We start from the raw sequence: 23,139 nt of genomic DNA, 5'->3' as shown, positions 1-23,139 counted from the left end.
CGAAGATTGCCGCATGTCATTAATTTGCAAGATTCCAGGCCGTGCAAATGGCTACACTGCGCAGGTGGCGCGGGCCGGATGCCGGCGTGGATAATTGATAACAACGTGGTAGCAGGAGAGTGGCGTGCTTAGAAGAATGGGGATAAAAGGCCGCGTACTGTTGCTGACCTTATTACCGACCAGCCTGATGGCGCTGTTGTTGGGCGGCTATTTCACCTGGATGCAGCTCTCGGAGTTGCAGACCCAGCTGCTGCAACGCGGCGAAATGATCGCCGAGCAATTGGCACCCTTGGTGGCACCTGCGCTGGGCCAAAAGAACACCGACCTGCTGGAGCGCATCGCGACCCAGTCTCTGGAGCAGCCGGATGTGCGCGCCGTGTCGTTCCTGGCGCCAGACCGCTCGTCCCTGGCCCACGCCGGTCCAACCATGCTCAACCCGCCGCCCACCGGCAACAGCTCGCAGCTGTTAAAGCGCACCGGCAACGACGCCACCCGCTATTTACTGCCGGTGTTTGGCCGCCATCGCAACCTGGCGGGCGAGTTGATTCCGGATGAGGCCGACCGTCTGCTGGGTTGGGTCGAAGTGGAACTGTCCCACAATGGCATGTTGCTGCGCGGCTATCGCAGCCTGTTCGCCAGCCTGCTGCTGATCGCCATCGGCCTGATGTGCACCGCCGCCCTCGCCCTGCGTATCAGCCGCACCATCAATTCGCCGATTGGCCAGATCAAGCAAGCGGTGGCCCAGCTCAAGGACGGCAACCTGGAGACACGCCTGCCACCCTTGGGCAGCCAGGAACTGGACCAACTCGCGTCGGGCATCAACCGCATGGCCGAAACCCTGCAAAATGCCCAGGAAGAGCTGCAACACAGCATCGACCAGGCCACCGAAGACGTGCGCCAAAACCTGGAAACCATCGAGATCCAGAACATCGAGCTGGACCTGGCACGTAAGGAAGCCCTGGAAGCCAGCCGCATCAAGTCGGAGTTCCTGGCCAACATGAGCCATGAGATCCGCACGCCGCTCAACGGCATCCTCGGCTTTACTCACCTGTTGCAAAAAAGCGAGCTGTCGCCGCGCCAGTTGGACTACCTGGGCACTATCGAAAAGTCTGCGGATAACTTGCTGGGCATCATTAACGAAATCCTCGATTTCTCGAAGATTGAAGCCGGCAAACTGGTGCTCGACAGTGTGCCTTTCAATCTGCGCGACTTGCTGCAAGACACCTTGACCATCCTCGCTCCCGCCGCCCATGCCAAGCAGCTCGAACTGGTGAGCCTGGTGTACCGCGACACGCCCCTGGCGTTGGTGGGCGACCCGCTGCGGCTCAAGCAGATCCTGACCAACCTGATCAGTAATGCGATCAAGTTCACCCGCGAAGGCACCATTGTGGCCCGGGCAATGATCGAGGACGAGCAGGAAGACAGCGTGCAATTGCGCATCAGTGTGCAGGATACCGGTATCGGCCTGTCCAACCAGGATGTGCGCGCCCTGTTCCAGGCATTCAGCCAGGCCGACAACTCGCTGTCGCGCCAGCCTGGCGGCACCGGCTTGGGCCTGGTGATTTCCAAGCGTTTGATCGAGCAGATGGGCGGTGAAATCGGCGTCGACAGCACGCCAGGTGAAGGCTCCGAATTCTGGATCAGCCTGAACCTGCCCAAGACCCGCGACGACGTCGAAGACCTGCCCGCCCCGCCGCTGCTGGGGCGGCGTGTGGCCGTACTGGAAAACCACGAGCTGGCGCGCCAGGCCCTGCAGCACCAACTGGAAGACTGCGGCCTGGAAGTCACGCCTTTCAATACCCTGGAAAGCCTGACCAACGGCATCACCAGCGCCCACCAGACCGAACAGGCCATCAGCCTGGCGGTGCTCGGTGTCACCGCCAACGACATTCCGCCCGAGCGTCTCAACCAACACTTGTGGGACCTTGAACACCTGGGCTGCAAGGTGCTGGTGCTGTGCCCGACCACCGAGCAGATGCTATTCAACCAATCGGTGCCCAACCCCAACAGCCAATTGCAGGCCAAGCCGGCCTGTACGCGCAAGCTGCGCCGCTCACTGGCCGACCTGATCAGCCCGCGCCCTTCGCGCAGCGAACCTGGTGAGCCATTGTCCAGCCGTGCCCCACGGGTGCTGTGCGTGGACGATAACCCGGCGAACCTGTTGCTGGTGCAAACCTTGTTGGAAGACATGGGCGCCAAGGTGCAGGCGGTGGAAAGCGGTTACGCGGCCGTCGACGCCGTGAAGCAGGAAACCTTCGACCTGGTGTTGATGGACGTGCAAATGCCCGGCATGGATGGCCGCCAGAGCACCGAGGCGATCCGCCAGTGGGAAAGCGAACGTCACGGCACGCCGCTGCCGGTGGTGGCTCTGACGGCCCACGCCATGGCCAACGAAAAACGCGCCCTGCTGCAAAGCGGCATGGACGACTACCTGACCAAACCCATCAGCGAGCGGCAGTTGGCCCAGGTGGTATTGAAATGGACCGGCCTGGCGCTGCGCAATCAAGGCCCGGAGCGCCCCCACGAAGGTGCGGCCCAGGGCGTGCAACTCTTGGTACTGGACCACGAAGAAGGCCTGCGCCTGGCCGCCAACAAGGCCGACCTGGCCGCCGATATGCTCGCGATGCTGCTGGCGTCCCTGGAAGCCGACCGCCTGGCGATTACCGTCGCCCGCGAAGCCAATGACAACCACGCCTTGATCGAACGCGTGCACCGCCTGCACGGCGCTACCCGCTACTGTGGCGTGCCGCAATTGCGGGCGGCCTGCCAACGCGCCGAAACCCTGCTCAAGCAGGATGACGCCAAGGCCATGGCCGCGCTGGACGAACTGGACATGGCGATTGCGCGGCTGGCCAGTGAAGCCAGAGTGAGTGCCTGACCGTCCGCCTGTAGGAGCGAGCTTGCTCGCGAAGAACCAGAGGACACCGCGTTTAACCAGAATCAACGCGTTATCGTTGACGTTTTTCGCGAGCAAGCTCGCTCCTACAGGTACGTATCTATTCTGTCATTGCAGGGAGCCTTTTTAATGCGCGTCATTCTCTTCAGCAGCCAAACCTACGACCGCGAGAGTTTCCTTGGCGAACCGCTGTCGGCTGGCCTGGAACTGCAGTTCCAACCCGCCCGCCTCAACCTTGATACCGTGGCCCTGGCCGAACGTCACGAGGTGGTCTGCGCCTTTATCAACGACGACCTCAGCACCCCCGTGCTGGAGCAACTGGCCAAGGGCGGCACACGCCTGATTGCCCTGCGCTCGGCGGGCTACAACCATGTCGACTTACCCGCCGCCCAGCGCCTGGGCCTGACTATCGTGCGCGTGCCCGCCTATTCGCCCCACGCAGTGGCCGAGCATGCCGTCGCCCTGGTTCTGGCCCTCAACCGTCGCCTGCACCGTGCCTACAACCGCACCCGCGATGGTGATTTCAGCCTGCACGGGCTGACCGGTTTCGATCTGGTCGGCAAAACGGTCGGCGTGGTCGGCACCGGTCAGATCGGCGCGACCTTCGCCAAGATCATGGCCGGCTTCGGCTGCCACTTGCTGGCCCACGACCCCTTCCCCAACCCACAGGTGCAGGACCTTGGCGCCCGCTACGTAAGCCTGCCTGACCTGTTGGCCGAGGCGCAGATCATCAGCCTGCACTGCCCGCTGACCGCCGACAGCAAACACCTGATCAATGCCCGCTCACTGGCGCAGATGCAACCCGGCGCGATGCTGATCAACACCGGGCGCGGTGGGCTGGTCGACACGCCAGCACTGATCGAAGCGCTCAAGCTTGGCCAGTTGGGCTACCTGGGGCTGGACGTCTACGAAGAAGAAGCCCAGTTGTTTTTCGAAGACCGCTCGGACCTGCCCCTGCAGGATGACGTGCTCGCCCGTCTGCTGACCTTCCCCAACGTGATCATCACCGCGCACCAGGCCTTCCTCACCCGCGAGGCCCTGGCGGCGATCGCCGGCACCACGCTGGCCAACATTGCCGCGTGGGCCGATGGCCGGGCGCAGAACCTGGTCGAGGGATGATCAGCGGTCACATACCAGGCTCATGATAGGCCGGCACCCGTGATAGGATGCCGCGCCTATTTGGAGGATCCATGGCCGAACACGATTTCCGCTTCAGCTTGCTGAGCCCGCAACACACCCTGATCGAATGCCGTGCCCTGGTGCCGGGCCGTTATCAGGTCACCGGCAACGGTGGCTCGATCAAACATGGCGACGTCCTGATCGTCAGCCTGCGCGGCAGTAAAACCCTGTCGATGCGACTGACCGTCGAAGGTGACGCACGCTACTCCATCCGCCCGGCGGGCCAGTGGGTCGCCATGGCCCAAGGGCCGAAGTTCGGCGAACTGGAGATTCACACCTGGAAGGTCAATTGCGACAGCTGCGACGCCGTGCTGGAGTTTGAATTCGCGGTAGAAACCAAGCTGACCAAGGCACCGCTGCAACCGGCCGCCAACGCGCGTATCAAAGAACTGGGCTGGGCCAGTGAAGGCGATAAGCACCGCTGCCCGAAATGCCAGCAGGCCGCGCAATGAAAGGCCGGCTGCTGCTCGCCGCAATCGGCATGGGCCTGGCAGGCTGCGCCGCCGATGGCGCCAAGCTCGAGCGCGACCACAGCTACGTAGTGGAATGGATCGGTGAGCGGCCGTTGATGGACTACGCGCACCTCACCGTCACCCTGGGCGCCGATGGCCGGGCCTATGGCAATGGCGGCTGTAACCACTGGTTTGCGCCGTACACGGTCGAAGGCGACAAGCTCAGCTTCGGCCCGGTCGGCAGCACCCGAAAAATGTGCGCCGAGGCCCTGATGGAGCAGGAGCATCGCTTCTTCCAGGCCCTGCAAGGCGTGCAGCGCTGGGACATCTCGCCGATCGAGCAGACGCGGTTCTGGCCGGCCGAGGGCAAGCCGATCCGCTTGTGGCTCGAAGAAGGCTGACCTAGGCGCGCTCTATTGTAGGAGCGAGCTTGCTCGCGAAAAACGACAACGATAACGCGTTCCTTCAGATTTAACGCGGTGTCCTCTGGTTCTGTGGGAGCTGGCTTGCCTGCGATGCGGACGACGCGGTGTACCAGGTACACCGCAGCGATGCCATCGCAGGCAAGCCAGCTCCCACAGTTTTAGCCTTTCAGGGCCTTGAGCTTGGCCAACACCCCTTGCGCTGTCTGCTCACCCATCAACTGCTCACGCACCTTGCCCTTGTCGTCGATGATATAGGTCACCGGCAATGCCTCGCTGCGTGGAATCTCGAAGATCCCGTCCGGGTTCTGGGCCAGTACCGTGAACTTGATCCCCAGCTTGTCGCTGGCGGCCTTCAGTTCTTCACCCTGCACATTGTCGAAGTTGACGCCGAACACCCCGACATTCTGGCCTTTCAACTGTTCTGCCAGGGCATTGAGCTCGGGGATTTCCGTGCGGCACGGGCCACACCATTCGGCCCAGTAGTTGACCACCAGCCACTGTTTGTCCAGGCGTTCGGCCGCCACTTTCTGGCCATATTGGTCAACGCCGTAATCGTTACCGCAGCCGCTGAGCAGCAGGGTTGTGATGATCGCCAATGCACCGATCAGTCGCCTTGTCATGGGGTATTCCTTCGCAAAAATGAACGTTGGCTGCGGCCTATCGCCTCTTACGGTTTAAGGACAGGCGCCAGCGCAGGTAGAATACCCGCCACCTTACGCAAGATGCGACCCGCACATGACCGATCTGACGCTTTATCACAACCCGCGCTGCTCGAAATCCCGTGGTGCGCTGGAACTGCTGGAAGCCCGCGGCCTCACCCCGACCGTCGTGCGCTACCTGGAAACCCCGTTGGATGCCGCGCAAATCAAGGCCCTGCTGGAAAAACTGGGGATCAGCGCACGCCAACTGCTGCGCACCGGCGAAGACGAATACAAAACCCTGAACCTGGCCGACGCCAGCCTCAGCGACACTCAACTGATCGCCGCCATCGCTGCCCATCCCAAGCTGATGGAACGCCCGATCCTGGAAACCGCCGACAAAGCCATCATTGGCCGCCCACCCGAGAACGTGCTGGAGATCCTGCCGTGACTACGCCCTATGTGCTGGTGTTGTATTACAGCCGTAACGGCTCGGTGAGCGAGATGGCCCGGCAGATTGCCCGGGGCATTGAGCAAGGCGGCATGGAAGCGCGGTTGCGCACCGTGCCGGCGATTTCCACCGAGTGCGAAGCGGTGGCGCCGAGCATTCCCGACGAAGGCGCGCTGTATGCCAGCCTGGACGACCTGAAGCACTGCTCGGGCCTGGCCTTGGGCAGCCCGACCCGGTTCGGCAACATGGCTGCGCCGCTCAAGTACTTCCTCGATGGCACCAGCAACCTGTGGCTCACCGGCGCTTTGGTCGGCAAGCCGGCCGGCGTGTTCACCTCCACCGCCAGCCTGCATGGCGGCCAGGAAACCACGCTGATGTCGATGCTGCTGCCGCTGTTGCACCACGGCATGCTGATCACCGGCCTGCCCTACAGCGAACAGGCGCTGCTCGACACCCAGGGCGGCGGCACACCGTATGGCGCCAGCCACCATTCCGGGCCAGACGGTAAGCGCATGCTCGATCAACATGAAATCACCCTGTGCCGGGCCTTGGGCCTGCGCCTGGCCAAGACCGCCACGCTGTTGGAGAACGGCCGTGGCCAAGAAGCCTAAGGTCCTGCCAACGCGGGAATGGCTGGAGCCACGGGTCAAGGTGGCACGCGCGCTGAGCCTGCTGGCGTTTTTGGGCCTGGTGGGCTTGTTGTGCGTGTACTACCTGTTGGTCGCCGACCTGCATGGCGCGCGCCCGTGGGTCATCCTGCTGATCGAACTGGTGCCGCTGCTGATACTTGCGCCAGGCATGCTGATGGGCAGCGCACGCGGGCATTCGTGGATGTGCTTTGTGGTGAACCTGTATTTCATCAAGGGCGCGCTGGCGGCGTATGACCCGAACCGCCAGTGGTTCGGTGTGCTGGAAATGCTCGCGAGCCTGGCGGTGTTTTGCACGGCGCTGTTATATGTCCGTTGGCGGCATCAGTTGAACCGCCGACAGGCCGATTGACTTGCCTTTTGTAGGAGCGAGCTTGCTCGCGAAGATCGTTAACGATAACGCGCTTATGCTGGTTTAACGCGTTGCCCTCAGGTTTTTCGCGAGCAAGCTCGCTCCGACAGTGATCAATGGTTGACGGTGTAAGCCAACATCATCGACAGCTGACACATCGGCCGCCCACTCTCGGCATGCCATTGGTTGAAAGCACCCTGCACCGTCGCTAGATCCCGCAGGCTGGTCGGGGCCTTGTCGACGATCTTTTGCGCATTCAGCGCCGCCACCACGTCATCGCTCGGTACAAAAGTGTCCTTGCCGACCATGCGCAGGAAGCGCGGCGCCGACAGCCCGCCCAACTGGTGACCGTGCTTGCTCAGGTATTTCCAGAGCCCGACGATATCAGTCACCGGCCAATCAGCGATAAACGCGCCGAAACTGCCTTTTTCCTGCTCGATATCCAGGATCATCTGCGCGTTGCGCGGCACACTCTTGAGCTTGCCCAGGTGGCGGATGATGCGGGTGTCCTGCATCAGCCGTTCCAGGTGCTCGGCGCCCATCAGCACGACTTTTTCCGGGTCGAAGCCGAAGAATACCTGCTCGAACGCCGGCCATTTGGCATCGACCACGCTGTGCTTCAAACCGGCGCGGAACACTCGCAGCGCCAAGGTCGACAGGTAACGGTCATCCGTGATCTTGCGCAATTGCGCCGGGGTCTTGGGCACCGGCAGATGGGCTTCCAGCTTGGCCGCCGAACCGAAGCGGTTCAGACAATATTCGTGCAGCCACTTGTAATCGCGCATGCCCTCTCCTGTCAGTCGAATTGAAAACGGCGCTCGCAAGCGCCGTGTACTAGAGCCTTGGGAAGGCTCAGAGGTTCACTACATTGACGAAACGCGATGCGGCGGTCTCGTCGATTTTCAGGCTGGTGAAGTCGAACAGATTGCGGTCGGCCAATTGCGACGGGATCACGTTTTGCAGGCTGCGGAAGATACTTTCGGTACGCCCCGGGGTCTTGCGCTCCCAGTCCACCAGCATTTCCTTGACCACCTGGCGCTGCAGGTTTTCCTGGGAGCCGCACAGGTTGCACGGGATGATCGGGAATTGTTTGAAATCGGAGTAAGCCTGGATGTCCTTCTCGTTGCAATACGCCAGCGGGCGGATCACTACGTTGCGCCCATCATCGGCACGCAGCTTGGGCGGCATGGCCTTGAGCGAGCCGTTGAAGAACATATTGAGGAAGAAGGTTTCGACAATGTCATCGCGGTGATGACCCAGGGCCATCTTGGTCGCGCCGATCTCATCGGCAAAGGTATAGAGCGTGCCACGGCGCAGGCGCGAGCACAGCGAGCAGGTGGTCTTGCCTTCCGGGATCAGTTCCTTGACCACCGAGTAGGTGTCTTTCTCGACGATGTGGTACTCGACGCCCAGTTCATTCAGGTAAGCCGGCAGCACATGCTCGGGGAAACCGGGTTGCTTCTGGTCCATGTTGACCGCCACGATCTCGAACTTGATCGGCGCGACCTTTTGCAGGTGCAACAACACGTCGAGCATGGTGTAGCTGTCTTTGCCGCCGGAGAGGCAGACCATGACCTTGTCGCCGTCCTCGATCATGTTGAAATCGGCGACCGCTTCACCGGCCAGGCGACGCAGGCGTTTTTGCAGTTTGTTCTGGTTGACTGTAAGAGTGCCCATGGCGCTTGGATCCGCAAAAGGTGTGTGACGAAAAGCGCAGCATTTTACCGGCAAGACTGGCCGAGTTCCAATGTGGGAGCTCGAGGGCATGAGTCCAGACAGACCACACCGCGATTAGCGCCTGCTTTTACAGCGCAATTTGCTCTAAAGGCCCTACGGTTATTCCGGTCATCCCTTTCTATACTGCGACTTGAGGTCGCACATCTATCCAGACCTTTCAGGCCATTTGGCCCGTGGGCGCTCCGATGGGGGGCGATGGTAATAACGACAGGAGTGACTGGCATGATCCATCACGTCGTGGGGCTGTTTACCCATCCCGACCAGGAATGGCGGGAAATCCGTGGCGATAAAGAAGAAAGCATCGGCCACATGTACCTCACTCATACCCTGATTCTCGCGGCGATCCCCGCCATTTCCGCCTTTATTGGCACCACTCAGGTCGGCTGGGTCATCGGCAACCGCGCCCCGGTGATGCTGACCCAGGAAAGCGCGCTGTGGATGACCCTCATGTCCTACGCGGCCATGCTGTGCGGCGTGGCCGTGATGGGCGCGTTCATTCACTGGATGGCCCGCACCTACGACGCCAGCCCAAGCATGGCCCGCTGCGTGGCGTTTGCCACGTACACCGCTACCCCCTTGTTTATCGGCGGGCTGGCGGCGCTCTATCCACATATGTGGCTGGGCATGGTCGTGGGCACGGCAGCGATTTGCTACACGGTGTACCTGCTGTATGTGGGGCTGCCGACCTTCATGAGTATCGACCCGGATGAAGGGTTCCTGTTTTCCAGTTCGGTATTGGCCGTGGGCCTGGTGGTGCTGGTGGCGATCATGGCCTTTACCGTGATCGTCTGGGGCCTGGGCGTTGGGCCGATCTACACCAGTTGACCGAAAAAAACCGTAGGCAAGGCCACCGCAAGGTGGCTTTGTGCGTCATGCATGACCATTCGGCGCCTGACAGATTCGGAAACACCCAGCTTTGCGGCATACTGGGCGTCTCTGGAGATATGTACAGCATGCCCGAGCAACTCAATACCCGCGTCGAAGATTGTTTCCTGCAAGCCGAATCCTTTTTCAAACGAAGCTTCAAACGCCCCCAGGTCAGCCTCAAGCTGCGGGGCCAGAAGGCCGGTGTCGCGCATTTGCACGAGAACCTGCTGCGTTTCAACCCTCAGTTGTACCGTGAAAACAGCCAACACTTTCTCAAGCAAACCGTGGCCCACGAAGTGGCGCACCTGATTGCCCACCAATTGTTTGGCGAGCGTATCCAGCCCCATGGCGAGGAATGGCAGCTGATCATGCGCGGGGTTTACGAACTGCCGCCCGACCGTTGCCACACCTACGAGGTCAAGCGCCGGCAGGTGACTCGTTATATCTATCGCTGCCCGTGTGCGGACAGTGATTTTCCGTTTTCACCGCAGCGCCATGGGCTGGTGAACCAGGGGCGGCGGTATTTGTGTCGGCGATGTCGGCAGACTCTGGTGTTCACTGGGGAAACTCGGGTGGAATGAGGGCCTCTTCGCAGGCAAGCCAGCTCCCACATTTTGATTGCGTTCACAGATCCAAATGTGGGAGCTGGCTTGCCTGCGAAAGCGCCCGTTCAGTCAACCCACAACCTTGGCCTGGCGCAATGCCTCTATCCGCTCAACACCGAACCCCAGCTCCACCAACACCTCATCACTGTGCGCCCCCACCGCCACCCCAATATGCCTGGGCGCCGGCAACCCCTCAGAGAACTTCAGCGGGCAGGCCAATTGCGCTTGTGTCGAGCCATCACCCCTGGGCACCTGGCTGACCAGCTCCCGCGCCTTCAACTGCGGATGCTCCACCGCCTCACTCAGACTCAACACCGGCTCCACACAGGCATCCACCCCGGCAAACAACTCACACAACTCGTCAAAACTGCGCTTCTCGAACTCCACCTGCAACGCCTGCTTGAGCACGCCCTGGCGTTCGGGCGTCACACTGTGTGCCGCCAGTTCCGGGCGCCCCAAGGCCGCGCACAGCTGCTGCATAAACCCCGGCTCCAAACTGCCCACCGACATCCAGCGCCCATCGCGTGTGCGGTAGTAGTCATAGAAACTCCCGCCATTGAGCACATGGCTCTCCCACCCAGGCTCGACCCCGCAAGCCAGGTAACCGGCCCCAGCCATGGCGTTCAGGCTGAACGAACAGTCGGTCATGCTCACATCCAGGTACTGCCCCACCCCGCTTTGCTGTCTGGCAATCACCGCCGCCAGCAAGCCCACCACGGCATGCAGTGAACCGCCCGCCACATCCGCCAGTTGTACGCCCAGGGGCAACGGGCCGGTGTCCTGGCGCCCGGTATGGCTGGCCACGCCGGCCAGCGCCAGGTAGTTGATATCGTGCCCGGCGCGGTCCTTATAGGGGCCGGTCTGGCCGTAGCCGGTGATCGACACATAGATCAGCCGTGGGTTGATCGCCTTCAGCGCCTCATAGCCCAGGCCCAGGCGCTCCATGACACCGGGGCGGAACTGCTCAAGCAGGATGTCATAGCCCTTGACCAACTCACGCACAATCTCCAGCGCCTCGGCCTGCTTGAGGTCCAGGGCCAGGCTGCGCTTGTTGCGGTTGAGGTAGGCGTGGCTGGCCGACGTGCCACGATCATGGGGCGGCAACACACGCAACAGGTCCATCCGCGTGGGCGATTCAATACGCAGCACCTCGGCGCCCATGTCCGCCAGCATCAAGGAGGCAAACGGGCCGGGCAGCAAGGTGGAAAAATCCAACACTTTAAGGGACGCCAAGGGACCTGACATAGGGACTCCAGTTGGGTTGCGAATACCCACAGACTAGGCAGCCGGGCGCCTGTCGGCAATCGTCAGAACGATCAACCACAGTGACCGTTTTGATCACGGCGGGCTTTTTCGCGGCGGCGGCTTTATCATTGGCCGACGTTTGTTGGCAGAGTCTTCCATGAAGTTCGCGATTGCACTGTATAGCGCCGCCCACGCGCCCTCCTCGCGCCGCGCCCTGTTGTTCGCACAGGCGGCGCTGGCCGGCGGGCATGAGATTGTGCGGCTGTTTTTCTACCAGGACGGCGTGTACAGCGCGTCCACTAACATCGTCGCGCCCCAGGATGAGCAAGACATTGCGCGCCAATGGCGCGAGTTTGTCAGCCAGCACCAACTCGACGGCGTGGTGTGCATCGCCGCCGCGCTGCGCCGGGGTGTGCTTGATGCCGAGGAAGCTGCGCGCTATCAGCGCAGCGCGGTCAACCTGGAAGCACCCTGGGCGTTGTCGGGTCTGGGGCAATTGCATGACGCGATTCAGGACGCCGACCGCCTGATCTGTTTTGGAGGGCCGTGACATGTCCAAATCCTTATTGGTGATCAGCCGCCAGGCCCCGTGGTCCGGGCCGAGTGCGCGGGAAGCGCTGGATATCGTGCTGGCCGGTGGCGCGTTCGATCTGCCCATTGGCCTGCTGTTCCTGGACGACGGTGTGTTCCAATTGGCGCCGAACCAAGCCGCCAAGGCCGTGCAACAGAAAGACCTGGGTGCCAACCTGCAAGCCCTGGGCCTGTTCGGCATTGACGACGTGTTCGCGTGCAGCCATAGCCTGTCCGCACGCGGGTTGCTGTCGCCTGCTAATGCCCAGGCGCTCGACAGCCAAGCCATTTCCCAGCTGATTGACCGTTACGACCAGGTGATTACCCTCTGATGTCGACTCTACATGTGGTGTCTCATTCCCCGTTTACCGACAGCCGCCTCGACAGCTGCCTGCGCATCTGTGGCGCCGAGGACGCCATCCTCCTATGTGGTGACGGTGCCTACGGCCTGCACACGCCCGCCCTGCAAACCAAAGGCGTGAAGGTGTTTGTGCTGGCCGAAGACATGCAGGCGCGCAACCTGCCGCTGCCCGACTGGGCCGACAGCGTCGATTACCCAGGCTTCGTGCAGCTGTCGATCGACTACGACAAGGTCAACACCTGGCTATGAACACCCTGACCGTAGGCGCACGCACCCTGGAACTGGATAAGGACGGCTACCTCGTCGACCTCAACGACTGGTCCGATGAAGTGGCGCATGCCCTGGCCGCTGCCGAAGCCTTGGAGCTGACCCCGGCACACTGGGAAATCCTCCCCCTGCTGCGCCAGTTCTACACCGACTTCCAGCTGTCCCCCGCCACGCGCCCGCTGATCAAGTACACCGCGTTGAAACTGGGCCCGGAGAAGGGCAACAGCCTGCACCTCAACAAACTGTTCAACGGCACTCCCGCCAAACTCGCCGCCAAGCTGGCGGGCCTGCCCAGGCCGACGAATTGCTTATGACCGACTTTGCCCCCCTGACTCTCGTAACGCCCCAAGAGCATCCCTTTGCGCAGTTCGTGCGCATCCTCGGCAAAGGCAAGCGCGGCGCGCGCAACCTCACCCGTGAGGAGGCGCGGGAAGCCATGGGCATGCTGCTCGACGAAAAAGTCGAGGACACCCAGCTCGGCGCCTTCCTGATGCTGCTGCGCCACAAGGAAGAAAGCCCGGAAGAACTCGCCGGTTTCACCGAAGCCGTACGTGAGCGCCTGCACGCGCCAGCGTTGAACGTGGACATCGACTGGCCAACCTACGCCGGTAAAAAGCGCCACCTGCCGTGGTTCCTGCTGGCAGCCAAATGCCTGGCACAGAATGGCGTGCGCATCCTGATGCACGGCGGCGGCGCCCACACCGCGGGGCGCTTGTACACCGAGCAATTGCTGGACAGCTTGCAGATCCCGCTGTGCCGCGATTGGCAACAGGTCGAAAGCGCCTTTGCCCACGGCAACCTGGCGTTTATCCCGCTGGGTGATTGGGCCCCACAACTGCAACGCATGATCGACCTGCGCAACACCCTGGGCCTGCGCTCGCCTATCCACTCCCTGGCGCGCCTGCTCAACCCGCTGAATGCGCGCTGTGGCCTGCAAAGCATTTTCCACCCCGATTACCAGGGCGTGCATCGCGATGCCAGTGGCTTGCTGGGTGATAACGTGATTGTGGTCAAGGGCGACGGCGGCGAGATCGAGATCAACCCCGACACGCTCAGTCATCTGTATGGCACCACCGGCGGCCAGAGCTGGGACGAAGAGTGGCCCGCCCTCTCCGCCCAGCGTCACGTCAAGCCAGCAACGCTTGAGCCCGAGCACCTCAAAGCGCTATGGCGCGGCGACGTTGAGGACAGCTACCCGCAACTGGCGTTGATCGCCACCATGGCGTTGGCCCTGCGCGGCCTTGGCCACCCACGGCAACAGGCGTTCGAATTGGCCCAGCAGTATTGGGACGCACGGGACAAATCGATTTAATCGATCATTCACGCCGGTTCTTTGCGCTTTTAGTTCGAACTCACCCCTTTAGACTGGGCTCCAACGCTTATCAGCCAAGGAGCCAGTCATGGGTTTATTGATCGACGGACAGTGGAAGGACCAGTGGTACGAAAGTAGCGCCGATGGCGCTTTCCAACGGGAACAGGCACAACGCCGTAACTGGGTGACCGCCGACGGCGCGCCAGGCCCGAGTGGCGAAGGCGGCTTCAAGGCCGAGTCCGGTCGCTATCACCTCTATGTCTCCCTCGCCTGCCCGTGGGCGCATCGCACCTTGATCCTGCGCAAGCTCAAAGGCCTGGAAAGCCTGATCGACGTCTCGGTGGTCAGTTGGCTGATGCTGGAAAACGGCTGGACCTTCGACAAGGCCCACGGCTCCAGCGGCGACAAACTGGACGGTTTCAACTTCATGCACCAACGCTACACCGCCGATACCGCCGACTACACCGGGCGCGTGACGGTGCCGGTGCTGTGGGACAAAAAGCTCAAGCGCATCGTCAGCAATGAATCGGCGGAGATCATCCGCATGTTCAACAGCGCGTTCAATGAGCTGACCGGCAATACCCTGGATTTCTACCCCCAAACCCTGCATTCGACCATCGACAGCCTCAACGAACGCATCTACCCCGCTGTGAACAACGGTGTGTACCGCGCAGGCTTCGCCACCTCACAACAGGCGTATGAAAGCGCGTTTGATGATGTGTTTGCCGAGCTGGATCATATGGAACAGCACTTGGGCAGCCATCGTTATCTGGCCGGCGAGTACCTGACCGAAGCCGATGTGCGGCTGTTCACCACGCTGATTCGTTTTGATGCGGTGTACTACAGCCACTTCAAATGCAACCTGCGGCGGATTGCCGACTATGGGAATTTGTCGAACTGGCTGCGGGAGATGTATCAGTGGCCAGGCGTGGCCGAGACGGTGGATTTCGAGCATATCAAGGGGCATTACTATGCCAGCCATCGCACGATCAACCCGACGGGGATTGTGCCGAAGGGGCCGTTGCAGGGGTTTGATATCGAGCATGATCGCCATACATTGCCCGGCAAAGGTGTGTGGAGCTGACATGAACCGCCTGTAGGAGCGAGCTTGCTCGCGAAGAACGCCAACGATAACGCAGCGCTATCAGGCAGCCCTGGGCGTCCTTGAGTGCTTCGCGAGCAAGCTCGCTCCTACAGTGGCTCAGTGTGGCGTTCAGACTTGGGACTGAGCGCCCTCGAACCACTTGAGCTTCTCACGCAACACCACCACCTCACCCACGATCACCAATGTCGGCGCATGCACTTCATGCTCCGCCACCATGCGCGGCAGGTCTGCCAGGGTGCCGGTGAACACGCGCTGGTTGGACGTGGTGCCCTGCTGGATCAGCGCCGCCGGGGTATCCGCGGCGCGCCCGTGCTTGATCAACTGCTCGCAAATGATCGGCAAGCCAATCAAGCCCATGTAGAACACCAGGGTCTGTGAGGGCCCGACCAGGTCTTGCCAAGGCAAGTCCGAGGTACCGTTCTTCAAGTGCCCGGTAATAAAACGTACCGATTGGGCATAGTCGCGATGCGTCAGCGGAATCCCGGCATAAGCCGCGCAACCACTGGCTGCCGTAATACCCGGCACCACCTGGAACGGGATGCCATGGGCCGCCAATTCTTCGATCTCTTCGCCACCACGGCCAAAGATGAACGGATCGCCACCTTTAAGGCGCAGCACGCGCTTGCCTTGCTTGGCCAGGTCGACCAGTTGCTGGTTGATCTGGTCCTGGGGCACCGCGTGATCGGCGCGACGCTTGCCGACGTACACGCGCTCGGCATCCCGACGGCACAGCTCCAGGATCGCCGGCGCCACCAAACGGTCGTACAGCACCACGTCGGCTTGCTGCATCAGGCGCAATGCGCGGAAGGTCAGCAAATCCGGGTCACCTGGGCCCGCACCCACCAAGTAGACCTCACCGGGCGCATAAGGCGGGGCGCCATTGACCTTTTCGATCAACAGGCGCTCGGCCTCCTCGCCCTGCCCGGCCAACTGGCGGTCGGCAATCGGGCCCTGGAACACTTCTTCCCAGAACGCCCGGCGCTGCTGCACATCCGGGTACAAACCTTTGACCTGAGCCCGAAAACGCGCTGCCAGCCCAGCCAATTGACCGTAGGTCGAGGGAATCCAGGTTTCCAGCTTCGCACGAATCAGACGCGCCAGTACCGGCGCGTCACCGCCGCTGGAGACAGCAATCACCAAGGGCGAACGGTCGACAATCGCCGGGAAGATCACGCTGCATAAGGCTGGCGCGTCCACCACATTGACCGGCACGCAACGACGCTTGGCATCACTGGACACTTGCGCATTCAGTGGCTCATCGTCGGTGGCCGCGATAATCAGGGTGCAACCATCCAGGTCGGCCTCCTGATAACCGCGCAACATCAGTTCCCCGCCACTGCCCAGCACCAGCTCACGCAGCTGGCTTTCGATCTGGGGAGCAACCACCCGCAACACCGCGCCGGCGTCGGCCAGCAGCCGGGATTTGCGCAAGGCAATCTCCCCACCACCGACGACCAACACACGACTGCCGCGCAGGTTATGAAACAGCGGCAGAAATTCCATTTAGCGGATGACCTCAACGCCCGCCATGTACGGCTTGAGCACCTCAGGTACACGGATCGAACCGTCCGCCTGCTGATAGTTTTCCAGCACGGCCACCAGGGTACGGCCTACGGCCAGGCCCGAACCGTTGAGGGTGTGCACCAGCTCCGGCTTGCCGGTTTCCGGGTTGCGGAAACGCGCCTGCATGCGACGGGCCTGGAAGTCACCGCAGTTGGAGCACGACGAAATCTCGCGGTATTTGTCCTGGCTCGGCACCCACACTTCCAGGTCGTAGGTTTTCACGGCGCTGAAGCCCATGTCACCTGTGCACAGGGCCAGTACGCGGTACGGCAGCTCCAGCAGCTGCAGCACGCGCTCGGCGTTGGCAGTCAGGCCTTCCAGGGCTTCCATGGAAGTCGACGGCTCTACCACCTGGACCATCTCGACCTTGTCGAACTGGTGCTGACGGATCATGCCACGGGTATCGCGACCCGACGCACCGGCTTCGCTACGGAAGCACGGGCTGTGGGCAACCAGCTTCAACGGCAGTTGCTTGGCGTCGAGGATTTCGCCGGCGACGATATTGGTCAGCGACACTTCGGCCGTCGGGATCAGGTACAGGTCGGCTTCGCCGTCGCGGCTGATCTTGAACAGGTCTTCTTCGAATTTCGGCAGTTGGCTGGTGCCCATCAACGCCGGCGCTTGAACCAGGTACGGGGTGTAGGCTTCTTCGTAACCGTGTTCGCCGGTGTGCAGGTTGATCATGAACTGCGCCAGTGCACGGTGCATGCGCGCAATCGGGCCGCGCAGCAAGGCAAAGCGTGCGCCGGACATTTTTGCCGCGGTTTCAAAATCCAGGCCACCGGTCAATTCGCCCAGGGCGACGTGGTCCTTGATCTCGAAATCGAAGGCTTTGGGCGTGCCCCAGCGGCGCACTTCGACGTTGCCGTCTTCATCTTCGCCGACCGGTACGGATTCGTGGGGCAGGTTCGGAATGCCCAGCAGGATCGAATCCAATTGGGTCTGAATGCCTTCCAGCTCGATTTTGCCGTCGGACAGCTCAGTGCCCATGCGCTCGACATCCGCCATCAACGGCGCGATGTCTTCACCACGCTGCTTGGCCTGGCCGATGGACTTGGAGCGCGCATTACGTTCAGCCTGCAGTGCTTCGGTGCGGGTCTGGACGGTCTTGCGCTGTTCTTCCAGCGCTTCGATGCGCGCAACATCCAAGGCAAAGCCACGGGATGCCAGGCGGTCCGCTACGTCCTGAAGGTTGCTACGTAACAGTTTGGAATCGAGCATGTCGGTCTCTCGTTATCAAAGTTTGGTCAAGGACAGGCCAGCCCAGGTGGCGAGCAGCCCGCCGAATACGCTGATAGCCGCATAGCCAATCGCCAGCGGCACTTGCCCGCTTTCCAGCAGGCGCACGGTATCCAGTGAAAAGGATGAAAAAGTCGTCAGGCCGCCAAGAAAGCCAACCATCAGGCCGGCACGTACCTCGACAGGCACTTCCGGGCGTAACAAAAACAGGCCGTATAACACGCCGATCAACAGGCAGCCCACGATATTAACGGCGAGCGTCGCCGTATAGAAGTGTTTCGGCCAATTGGCGTTGATCCAATTGCCGGTGGCGAAGCGCAACAGCGTCCCGGCAATCCCCCCCACCGAGACCGCGACCAGCAAAGGAATCATGATTTTCTCCGCTGCCTGGGGCTCAGACGGTCGAGGGCGGCCAGGTGATTGAGCTTTTCACCGATCTTCAGCTCCAGGCCACGGGGCACCGGCTGGTAGAACGGCTGCGGCTCCAGCTCATCGGGGAAGTAGTCTTCGCCGGCCGCGTAGGCGTCCGGCTCATCGTGGGCATAACGGTATTCGTCGCCATACCCCAGTTGCTTCATCAGCTTGGTCGGTGCGTTGCGCAGGTGCAGCGGCACTTCGAGGGAGCCGTGCTCGGCGGCCGCACGCAGGGCCGACTTGAAGCCCATGTACACCGCGTTGCTTTTTGGCGCGCAGGCCAGGTAAGTGATGGCCTGGGCCACCGCCAGCTCGCCTTCCGGGCTGCCGAGGCGCTCCTGCACCTCCCAGGCGGCCAGGCACAGGCTCAGGGCGCGCGGGTCGGCATTGCCGATGTCTTCGCTGGCCATGCGCACCACACGGCGCGCCAGGTACAACGGGTCGCACCCGCCGTCGATCATGCGCGCAAACCAGTACAGCGCACCGTCAGGGTTGGAACCGCGCACGGATTTGTGCAGCGCGGAAATCTGGTCGTAGAAGGCTTCGCCGCCCTTGTCGAAACGTCGGCGCGTGTCACCCAGCAGGCTTTGCAACAGGTCGACGCCAATCTCGCCACCGTCTTCGGCCAGGTCGGAGGCGTTCTCCAGCAGGTTGAGAAAGCGGCGCCCGTCACCATCGGCGGCGGTCAGCAAAATCTTGAAGCCTTCATCGCTGAGGCTCAGCTGACGCTTGCCCAGGCCCTTGTCTTCGCTCAAGGCACGGTGCAGCAGCTTTTGCATCGCCGCTTCATCCAGGCTCTTGAGCACATAGACCCGCGCCCGCGACAACAAGGCGTTGTTCAATTCAAAGGAAGGGTTTTCAGTGGTGGCGCCGATAAAGATCAGCGTACCGTCCTCGACATAAGGCAGGAACGCATCCTGCTGCGATTTGTTGAAGCGATGCACTTCGTCGACGAACAGGATAGTGCGCTTGCCGTATTGCCCGGCCTGCTGCTTGGCGACTTCCACCGCCTGGCGGATCTCCTTGACCCCGGCGAGCACCGCCGAGACCGTTTCAAAGTGCGCGTCCGAGACTTTCGCCAGCAGCCGCGCCAGGGTGGTCTTGCCCACGCCCGGCGGGCCCCAGAAAATCATCGAATGCAGCGCACCCTGCTCCAGGGCTTCGCGCAAGGGCTTGCCGCGAGCGAGCAGGTGTTCCTGACCGACGTACTCATCCAGGTTGGTCGAACGCAAGCGCGCGGCCAGTGGCTGGGCAATCGGGTCACTTCGAAACAGATCCATGGGCAGCGTTTGAAACCTCTGGGCAGTTTATTCCTGGATCACGTCGGCACCCTTGGGGATGTCGAACTTGAACTTGGACGCGGGCACCGGCTGGTTGGCCTTGACCCCGGAGAACAGGATATCGGTGCGCTGGCCGACGCTGTCGACCAGGCGCATGTTGTTGATCACGCCGTTGCCGAACGACAGGGACAGCGTGTCAAACAGCGTGTCCTTGGATTTTGGCTTGAGGGTGAACTCGATGACGTTGCTGGTCTGCTTGGAGGTGATGTCGAAGCTGTCGTTGATTTTCGACACATCCCCCGACAGCAGCAGCGCCGGGGTCTGGTTCAGGCGTGGATCGAGCTTCTTGATGGTGGCCTGCTCCAGGTCCGGGTCCCACAGCGTGACTTTCTGGCCGTCGGAAACGATGGTCTGCTCCGCCTTGCCTTCGGTGTGCCAGTAGAACAGGCCAGGGCGCTGCACCGCCATTTCACCAGCGGTTTCCTGCAACTGGGTGCCACCGGCATCCAGGGTCAGCTGGGAGAAGCGCGCGGTGAGGGTCTGGGATTTGTCCAACAGGTTCTTCAGGCTGGCGACGGAAGCCGGGTCAGCGTGAGCCGAAACAGCAGTCAGGGCCAGGGCCGGCAACAACAGCATGCGGATAAAGCGCATGGGAGTCCTCATTGAGTAGTCAGGGCACGCCGCGTGTTGCCACGCGGCGCGGGATCAGTCGCGCATCTGCCCGGGGGCGATGACTTCACGCGAGCCATTGGTGTTCATTGCGGTCACGACGCCGGCCATTTCCATGGCTTCGATCATGCGGGCAGCACGGTTGTAGCCGATTTTCAGCTTGCGCTGCACTGCGGAAATCGAGGCGCGGCGGCTTTCCAGCACGAAGGCCACGGCCTCGTCGTAGAGCGCGTCGGTTTCAGCATCATCGTCGCCACCGCTGCTGCCACCGTCGAAGCCGCTGCCGGCCTCTTCCACGCCAGCGAGAATGTCGTCGTTATATTCCGGCGCGCCGCGCAGTTTCCAGGCTTCGACCACACGGTGGACTTCGTCATCGGAAACAAAGGCGCCGTGAACGCGAATCGGCAGGCTGGTCCCCGGCGGCATGTACAGCATGTCACCGTGGCCCAGCAGTTGCTCGGCGCCACCCTGGTCGATGATGGTGCGCGAGTCGATCTTGCTGGAGACCTGGAACGCCATGCGCGTCGGGATGTTGGCCTTGATCAGGCCGGTGATCACGTCCACCGACGGCCGCTGGGTCGCAAGGATCAAGTGGATACCCGCCGCCCGCGCCTTCTGGGCGATACGGGCGATCAGCTCTTCAACCTTCTTGCCGACGATCATCATCATGTCGGCAAATTCATCGACCACCACCACGATAGTCGGCAGCTTGGTCAGCAATGGTGCTTCATCGTGAATGCTTTCGCGCTTGTACAGCGGGTCGGTCAACGGTGTGCCGGCGTCCTGGGCTTCCTTGACCTTGGCGTTGAAGCCCGACAGGTTACGCACGCCCATCTTCGCCATCAGCTTGTAGCGGCGCTCCATCTCGGCAACGCTCCAGCGCAGGGCGTTGGCGGCGTCCTTCATGTCGGTGACCACCGGGCACAGCAAGTGCGGGATGCCTTCGTAGATCGACAGTTCCAGCATCTTCGGGTCGATCATGATCAGCTTGGCGTCATCCGGCCCGGACTTGAACAGGATCGACAGGATCATGGCGTTCACACCCACCGACTTACCGGAACCGGTGGTACCGGCTACCAGCAGGTGCGGCATTTTCGCCAGGTCGGTAATCACCGGCTTGCCGCCGATGTCATGGCCGAGCGCCAAGGTGACCGGCGATTTGAAGTTGTCGTATTCCGGCGTAGACAGCACTTCGGAGAACCGCACGATCTGCCGGTCTTCGTTGGGGATCTCGATACCCACGGTGGTCTTGCCGGGGATCACTTCCACCACGCGCACGCTGGTCACCGCCAGGGAACGCGCCAAATCTTTGGCCAGGTTGGAAATGCGGCTGACTTTTACCCCGGCGGCCGGTTGGATTTCGTAACGGGTAATCACCGGGCCCGGATGGATCGAGTCCACCGACACTTCGACGCCGAATTCCTTGAGCTTGATTTCCAGCAGGTGGCCGACAGCCGCCAGGGATTCGGGGGAATAGTTGAGTTGTTTCTTTTCGGCCGGGTCCAGAATCGAGATCGGCGGCAAGGTGCCTTCGACGGCGCTGTCGATAAACAGCGGTGCCTGCTTCTCTTTTTGCACGCGATGGCTGGGCTCTGGCGCCTTGGGCGGTGCCGGGGCGATCACGGGCGGCACCTGCTTTTCACGGTCCGACATGTGCTTGCTCAGGGCCTGCTCGCGCTCAATCAAGCGCTCCTTGACCTTGGCTTGCTCGCGTCGGTCCGGCGTGCTGGGGGCCACCACCTCGTTGACACGGGTGTCGACCTCACGCAGCTGCGCCACCATTTGCTTGCGCTCGACACGGGCGGCCCACCAGCGGTTGGCTGCGCCCTGGAACAATTCGAACAGGTCGAGGGTGATCTTGCCGGTCACGTCCATCACCTTGAACCATGACAGGTCGGTGAATACCGTGAGGCCGAACAGGAACAGCGCGATGAACATCAGGGTGCTGCCCTGGATATTCAGGGTCCTGCGCGCCAGGTCGCCAAGGCTTTCGCCCAGGGCCCCGCCCGCGCCCGCCGGCAAGCCGGTCGGTGCATGGAAGTGGATATGCGCCAGCGCCGCGCCCGACAGCACCAGGAACACCAGGCCGATCAGGCGCCAGGAGAACAGCCAGCCGCTCCACTGCCACGGCTCGTGACGCTGGCGGAAGATCTGCCAGGTTTTGATCGCCAGCAACAGCGGGAAAATGTAGGCGAAGTAACCCAGGATCATGAAGAGGATATCGGCGCTGTAGGAACCTACAGGGCCGCCGAAATTCTGCACGTCATCGATCTTGCTGTTATGGCTCCAGCCCGGATCGTCCTTGCCATAGGTGAGCAAGGCCATCATCAGGAACAGGCACAGCGCACCGATGGCAATCAGTGCGCCTTCCTTGAGTCGGTAATGCAGGTGCTGGCGCCAGGCCGGTACGACTGCTGCTTTAGGTGCTGCGGCGGATTTCTTCAAAACGGGTCTATTCCTGCGCCTTTAGCGCGTCCATCTGTTGAATGACTACACACGACTGCTCTATCCGGAACAGTTGAAAAATGAACGAATGTTGCTGAATCTACTTTTAACACCCGGTGACGGATAGGTGAAATGGCGATAACGCCACAATGGCCGCATTGTACGGGTTTGCGTGCGCGATGCCACACACTTGCCCTTCACCTGACTGCACGGACAATTTGAGCATGCATTGCCTTTGCTGACAAAGGCTTATGAGCTGTATTTAGCAATCCAGGCAAGCTTGGCAAATGGCCGGCATCCGTCAGCCCCGATTACGACCACACCCTGTGTGCAGAGTTGCAGAAACACCCGCTCATGCTAATCCTCGTTAATAGCCTATTCGGGCTGGCCCCGTGGCGCCGGGTCGTTAATAATCAACGC

The 23,139-nt window shown here is 61.6% G+C and carries 25 protein-coding genes; 15 read left to right on the top strand and 10 right to left on the bottom strand.

Translation table 11 applies throughout. From position 1 onward, the window contains the following. Positions 1–124 precede the first annotated feature (124 nt). The 4 genes from CER19_RS02355 (at position 125) to CER19_RS02340 (ending at position 4,928) form a co-directional block, all read left to right on the top strand. A complete protein-coding gene (locus CER19_RS02355) occupies positions 125–2,878 on the top strand; it encodes a response regulator (protein WP_116665247.1) in 2,754 nt (917 codons plus the stop codon). A 147-nt stretch (positions 2,879–3,025) separates the two neighbouring features. Continuing rightward, complete coding sequence (locus tag CER19_RS02350; protein WP_116665246.1) at positions 3,026–4,015, top strand: 2-hydroxyacid dehydrogenase; 990 nt, start codon at positions 3,026–3,028, stop codon at positions 4,013–4,015. Positions 4,016–4,086: 71 nt separating this feature from the next. After that, a complete protein-coding gene (locus CER19_RS02345) occupies positions 4,087–4,527 on the top strand; it encodes a hypothetical protein (protein ID WP_003192054.1) in 441 nt (146 codons plus the stop codon). After that, a complete protein-coding gene (locus tag CER19_RS02340) occupies positions 4,524–4,928 on the top strand; it encodes an META domain-containing protein (RefSeq protein WP_116665245.1) in 405 nt (134 codons plus the stop codon). Before CER19_RS02345 ends, CER19_RS02340 begins: the two co-directional genes overlap by 4 nt. Before the next feature lie 182 nt (positions 4,929–5,110). On the opposite strand, the gene CER19_RS02335 is transcribed toward CER19_RS02340, so the two are convergent. Further along, positions 5,111–5,572: a TlpA disulfide reductase family protein gene (locus tag CER19_RS02335; protein ID WP_116665244.1), complete on the bottom strand. Its 462-nt coding sequence runs from the start codon at positions 5,570–5,572 to the stop codon at positions 5,111–5,113. A gap of 115 nt (positions 5,573–5,687) precedes the next feature. Here CER19_RS02335 and arsC point away from each other — a divergent pair, with 115 nt between their 5' ends. From arsC to CER19_RS02320, 3 genes are read left to right on the top strand one after another with little or no spacing between them, the layout of a single operon-like run. Continuing rightward, positions 5,688–6,041 (top strand): arsenate reductase (glutaredoxin), encoded by a 354-nt coding sequence (gene arsC, locus CER19_RS02330; RefSeq protein ID WP_116665243.1) that lies wholly within the window; start codon positions 5,688–5,690, stop codon positions 6,039–6,041. Continuing rightward, entirely contained in the window at positions 6,038–6,652 is a 615-nt protein-coding gene (gene wrbA / locus CER19_RS02325) for an NAD(P)H:quinone oxidoreductase (RefSeq protein ID WP_014718885.1), read from the top strand. The genes arsC and wrbA overlap by 4 nt, the downstream gene beginning before the upstream one ends. Beyond that, entirely contained in the window at positions 6,636–7,040 is a 405-nt protein-coding gene (locus tag CER19_RS02320; protein ID WP_116665242.1) for a DUF2069 domain-containing protein, read from the top strand. Before wrbA ends, CER19_RS02320 begins: the two co-directional genes overlap by 17 nt. Positions 7,041–7,153: 113 nt before the next feature. Here the strand turns inward: CER19_RS02320 and CER19_RS02315 are convergent, their stop codons facing one another. Together CER19_RS02315 and ttcA are read right to left on the bottom strand one after the other, a co-directional pair. Beyond that, complete coding sequence (locus CER19_RS02315; protein ID WP_034127867.1) at positions 7,154–7,825, bottom strand: DNA-3-methyladenine glycosylase I; 672 nt, start codon at positions 7,823–7,825, stop codon at positions 7,154–7,156. 67 nt (positions 7,826–7,892) lie between these two features. Next, complete coding sequence (gene ttcA / locus CER19_RS02310; protein ID WP_116665241.1) at positions 7,893–8,717, bottom strand: tRNA 2-thiocytidine(32) synthetase TtcA; 825 nt, start codon at positions 8,715–8,717, stop codon at positions 7,893–7,895. Positions 8,718–8,999: 282 nt separating this feature from the next. On the opposite strand from ttcA, the gene CER19_RS02305 reads away from it, so the two are divergent. Both CER19_RS02305 and CER19_RS02300 read left to right on the top strand, forming a co-directional pair. After that, positions 9,000–9,602, top strand: a complete 603-nt coding sequence (locus CER19_RS02305) for a Yip1 family protein (protein ID WP_003192065.1) — start codon at positions 9,000–9,002, stop codon at positions 9,600–9,602. Positions 9,603–9,730: 128 nt separating this feature from the next. Beyond that, the gene (locus CER19_RS02300; protein ID WP_003192067.1) at positions 9,731–10,225 is read left to right on the top strand and encodes a SprT family zinc-dependent metalloprotease; all 495 of its coding nucleotides are present in this window, start codon (positions 9,731–9,733) and stop codon (positions 10,223–10,225) included. Between the two features lie 93 nt (positions 10,226–10,318). Here CER19_RS02300 and CER19_RS02295 read toward each other — a convergent pair whose 3' ends face one another. Next, positions 10,319–11,494 (bottom strand): CaiB/BaiF CoA-transferase family protein, encoded by a 1,176-nt coding sequence (locus tag CER19_RS02295; protein ID WP_116665240.1) that lies wholly within the window; start codon positions 11,492–11,494, stop codon positions 10,319–10,321. A gap of 157 nt (positions 11,495–11,651) precedes the next feature. On the opposite strand from CER19_RS02295, the gene tusD reads away from it, so the two are divergent. The 6 genes from tusD (at position 11,652) to CER19_RS02265 (ending at position 15,088) form a co-directional block, all read left to right on the top strand. Continuing rightward, entirely contained in the window at positions 11,652–12,044 is a 393-nt protein-coding gene (gene tusD, locus CER19_RS02290; RefSeq protein ID WP_116665239.1) for a sulfurtransferase complex subunit TusD, read from the top strand. A gap of 1 nt (position 12,045) precedes the next feature. Further along, positions 12,046–12,396, top strand: coding sequence for a sulfurtransferase complex subunit TusC (gene tusC, locus CER19_RS02285; RefSeq protein WP_116665238.1), 351 nt, complete (start codon positions 12,046–12,048; stop codon positions 12,394–12,396). Next, positions 12,396–12,674: a sulfurtransferase complex subunit TusB gene (gene tusB / locus CER19_RS02280; RefSeq protein WP_054898293.1), complete on the top strand. Its 279-nt coding sequence runs from the start codon at positions 12,396–12,398 to the stop codon at positions 12,672–12,674. Before tusC ends, tusB begins: the two co-directional genes overlap by 1 nt. Then, positions 12,671–13,006 carry a TusE/DsrC/DsvC family sulfur relay protein gene (locus CER19_RS02275; protein ID WP_116665237.1) on the top strand — a complete coding sequence of 112 codons (336 nt, stop codon included), beginning with the start codon at positions 12,671–12,673 and terminating at the stop codon, positions 13,004–13,006. The genes tusB and CER19_RS02275 overlap by 4 nt, the downstream gene beginning before the upstream one ends. Continuing rightward, on the top strand, positions 13,003–14,004 hold the full coding sequence (locus tag CER19_RS02270; protein WP_116665236.1) for a glycosyl transferase family protein: 1,002 nt from the start codon (positions 13,003–13,005) through the stop codon (positions 14,002–14,004). Before CER19_RS02275 ends, CER19_RS02270 begins: the two co-directional genes overlap by 4 nt. A gap of 88 nt (positions 14,005–14,092) precedes the next feature. Continuing rightward, positions 14,093–15,088, top strand: coding sequence for a glutathione S-transferase family protein (locus CER19_RS02265; RefSeq protein WP_116665235.1), 996 nt, complete (start codon positions 14,093–14,095; stop codon positions 15,086–15,088). Positions 15,089–15,217: 129 nt separating this feature from the next. Here CER19_RS02265 and cysG read toward each other — a convergent pair whose 3' ends face one another. The 6 genes from cysG to ftsK are packed head-to-tail and all read right to left on the bottom strand — an operon-like array spanning position 15,218 to position 22,719. Further along, complete coding sequence (gene cysG / locus CER19_RS02260; RefSeq protein ID WP_116665234.1) at positions 15,218–16,612, bottom strand: siroheme synthase CysG; 1,395 nt, start codon at positions 16,610–16,612, stop codon at positions 15,218–15,220. After that, positions 16,613–17,893 (bottom strand): serine--tRNA ligase, encoded by a 1,281-nt coding sequence (serS, locus tag CER19_RS02255; RefSeq protein WP_032896683.1) that lies wholly within the window; start codon positions 17,891–17,893, stop codon positions 16,613–16,615. 15 nt (positions 17,894–17,908) lie between these two features. Next, positions 17,909–18,283, bottom strand: a complete 375-nt coding sequence (crcB, locus tag CER19_RS02250; RefSeq protein ID WP_116665233.1) for a fluoride efflux transporter CrcB — start codon at positions 18,281–18,283, stop codon at positions 17,909–17,911. Further along, positions 18,280–19,605 carry a replication-associated recombination protein A gene (locus tag CER19_RS02245; RefSeq protein WP_116665232.1) on the bottom strand — a complete coding sequence of 442 codons (1,326 nt, stop codon included), beginning with the start codon at positions 19,603–19,605 and terminating at the stop codon, positions 18,280–18,282. The genes crcB and CER19_RS02245 overlap by 4 nt, the downstream gene beginning before the upstream one ends. A gap of 27 nt (positions 19,606–19,632) precedes the next feature. Then, positions 19,633–20,256, bottom strand: coding sequence for an outer membrane lipoprotein chaperone LolA (gene lolA / locus CER19_RS02240; RefSeq protein WP_003174700.1), 624 nt, complete (start codon positions 20,254–20,256; stop codon positions 19,633–19,635). 54 nt (positions 20,257–20,310) lie between these two features. After that, positions 20,311–22,719 (bottom strand): DNA translocase FtsK, encoded by a 2,409-nt coding sequence (gene ftsK, locus CER19_RS02235; protein WP_003192084.1) that lies wholly within the window; start codon positions 22,717–22,719, stop codon positions 20,311–20,313. Between the last annotated feature and the right edge of the window lie 420 nt (positions 22,720–23,139).

This window comes from Pseudomonas sp. GL93, from assembly GCF_003408955.1.
Lineage (GTDB): Bacteria > Pseudomonadota > Gammaproteobacteria > Pseudomonadales > Pseudomonadaceae > Aquipseudomonas > Aquipseudomonas paracarnis.
The sequence above is the reverse complement of the archived record's forward strand: the minus strand, read 5'-3'. Positions and strand labels throughout refer to the sequence as shown.

Coding starts and splice junctions, on each gene's coding strand:
- CER19_RS02350 (WP_116665246.1), top strand. CDS start 3,026: ATGCGCGTCATTCTCTTCAGCAGCCAAACCTACGACCGCGAGAGTTTC.
- CER19_RS02345 (WP_003192054.1), top strand. CDS start 4,087: ATGGCCGAACACGATTTCCGCTTCAGCTTGCTGAGCCCGCAACACACC.
- CER19_RS02340 (WP_116665245.1), top strand. CDS start 4,524: ATGAAAGGCCGGCTGCTGCTCGCCGCAATCGGCATGGGCCTGGCAGGC.
- CER19_RS02335 (WP_116665244.1), bottom strand. CDS start 5,572: ATGACAAGGCGACTGATCGGTGCATTGGCGATCATCACAACCCTGCTG.
- arsC (WP_116665243.1), top strand. CDS start 5,688: ATGACCGATCTGACGCTTTATCACAACCCGCGCTGCTCGAAATCCCGT.
- CER19_RS02315 (WP_034127867.1), bottom strand. CDS start 7,825: ATGCGCGATTACAAGTGGCTGCACGAATATTGTCTGAACCGCTTCGGT.
- ttcA (WP_116665241.1), bottom strand. CDS start 8,717: ATGGGCACTCTTACAGTCAACCAGAACAAACTGCAAAAACGCCTGCGT.
- CER19_RS02305 (WP_003192065.1), top strand. CDS start 9,000: ATGATCCATCACGTCGTGGGGCTGTTTACCCATCCCGACCAGGAATGG.
- CER19_RS02300 (WP_003192067.1), top strand. CDS start 9,731: ATGCCCGAGCAACTCAATACCCGCGTCGAAGATTGTTTCCTGCAAGCC.
- CER19_RS02295 (WP_116665240.1), bottom strand. CDS start 11,494: ATGTCAGGTCCCTTGGCGTCCCTTAAAGTGTTGGATTTTTCCACCTTG.
- tusD (WP_116665239.1), top strand. CDS start 11,652: ATGAAGTTCGCGATTGCACTGTATAGCGCCGCCCACGCGCCCTCCTCG.
- tusC (WP_116665238.1), top strand. CDS start 12,046: ATGTCCAAATCCTTATTGGTGATCAGCCGCCAGGCCCCGTGGTCCGGG.
- tusB (WP_054898293.1), top strand. CDS start 12,396: ATGTCGACTCTACATGTGGTGTCTCATTCCCCGTTTACCGACAGCCGC.
- CER19_RS02275 (WP_116665237.1), top strand. CDS start 12,671: ATGAACACCCTGACCGTAGGCGCACGCACCCTGGAACTGGATAAGGAC.
- CER19_RS02270 (WP_116665236.1), top strand. CDS start 13,003: ATGACCGACTTTGCCCCCCTGACTCTCGTAACGCCCCAAGAGCATCCC.
- CER19_RS02265 (WP_116665235.1), top strand. CDS start 14,093: ATGGGTTTATTGATCGACGGACAGTGGAAGGACCAGTGGTACGAAAGT.
- cysG (WP_116665234.1), bottom strand. CDS start 16,612: ATGGAATTTCTGCCGCTGTTTCATAACCTGCGCGGCAGTCGTGTGTTG.
- serS (WP_032896683.1), bottom strand. CDS start 17,893: ATGCTCGATTCCAAACTGTTACGTAGCAACCTTCAGGACGTAGCGGAC.
- crcB (WP_116665233.1), bottom strand. CDS start 18,283: ATGATTCCTTTGCTGGTCGCGGTCTCGGTGGGGGGGATTGCCGGGACG.
- CER19_RS02245 (WP_116665232.1), bottom strand. CDS start 19,605: ATGGATCTGTTTCGAAGTGACCCGATTGCCCAGCCACTGGCCGCGCGC.
- lolA (WP_003174700.1), bottom strand. CDS start 20,256: ATGCGCTTTATCCGCATGCTGTTGTTGCCGGCCCTGGCCCTGACTGCT.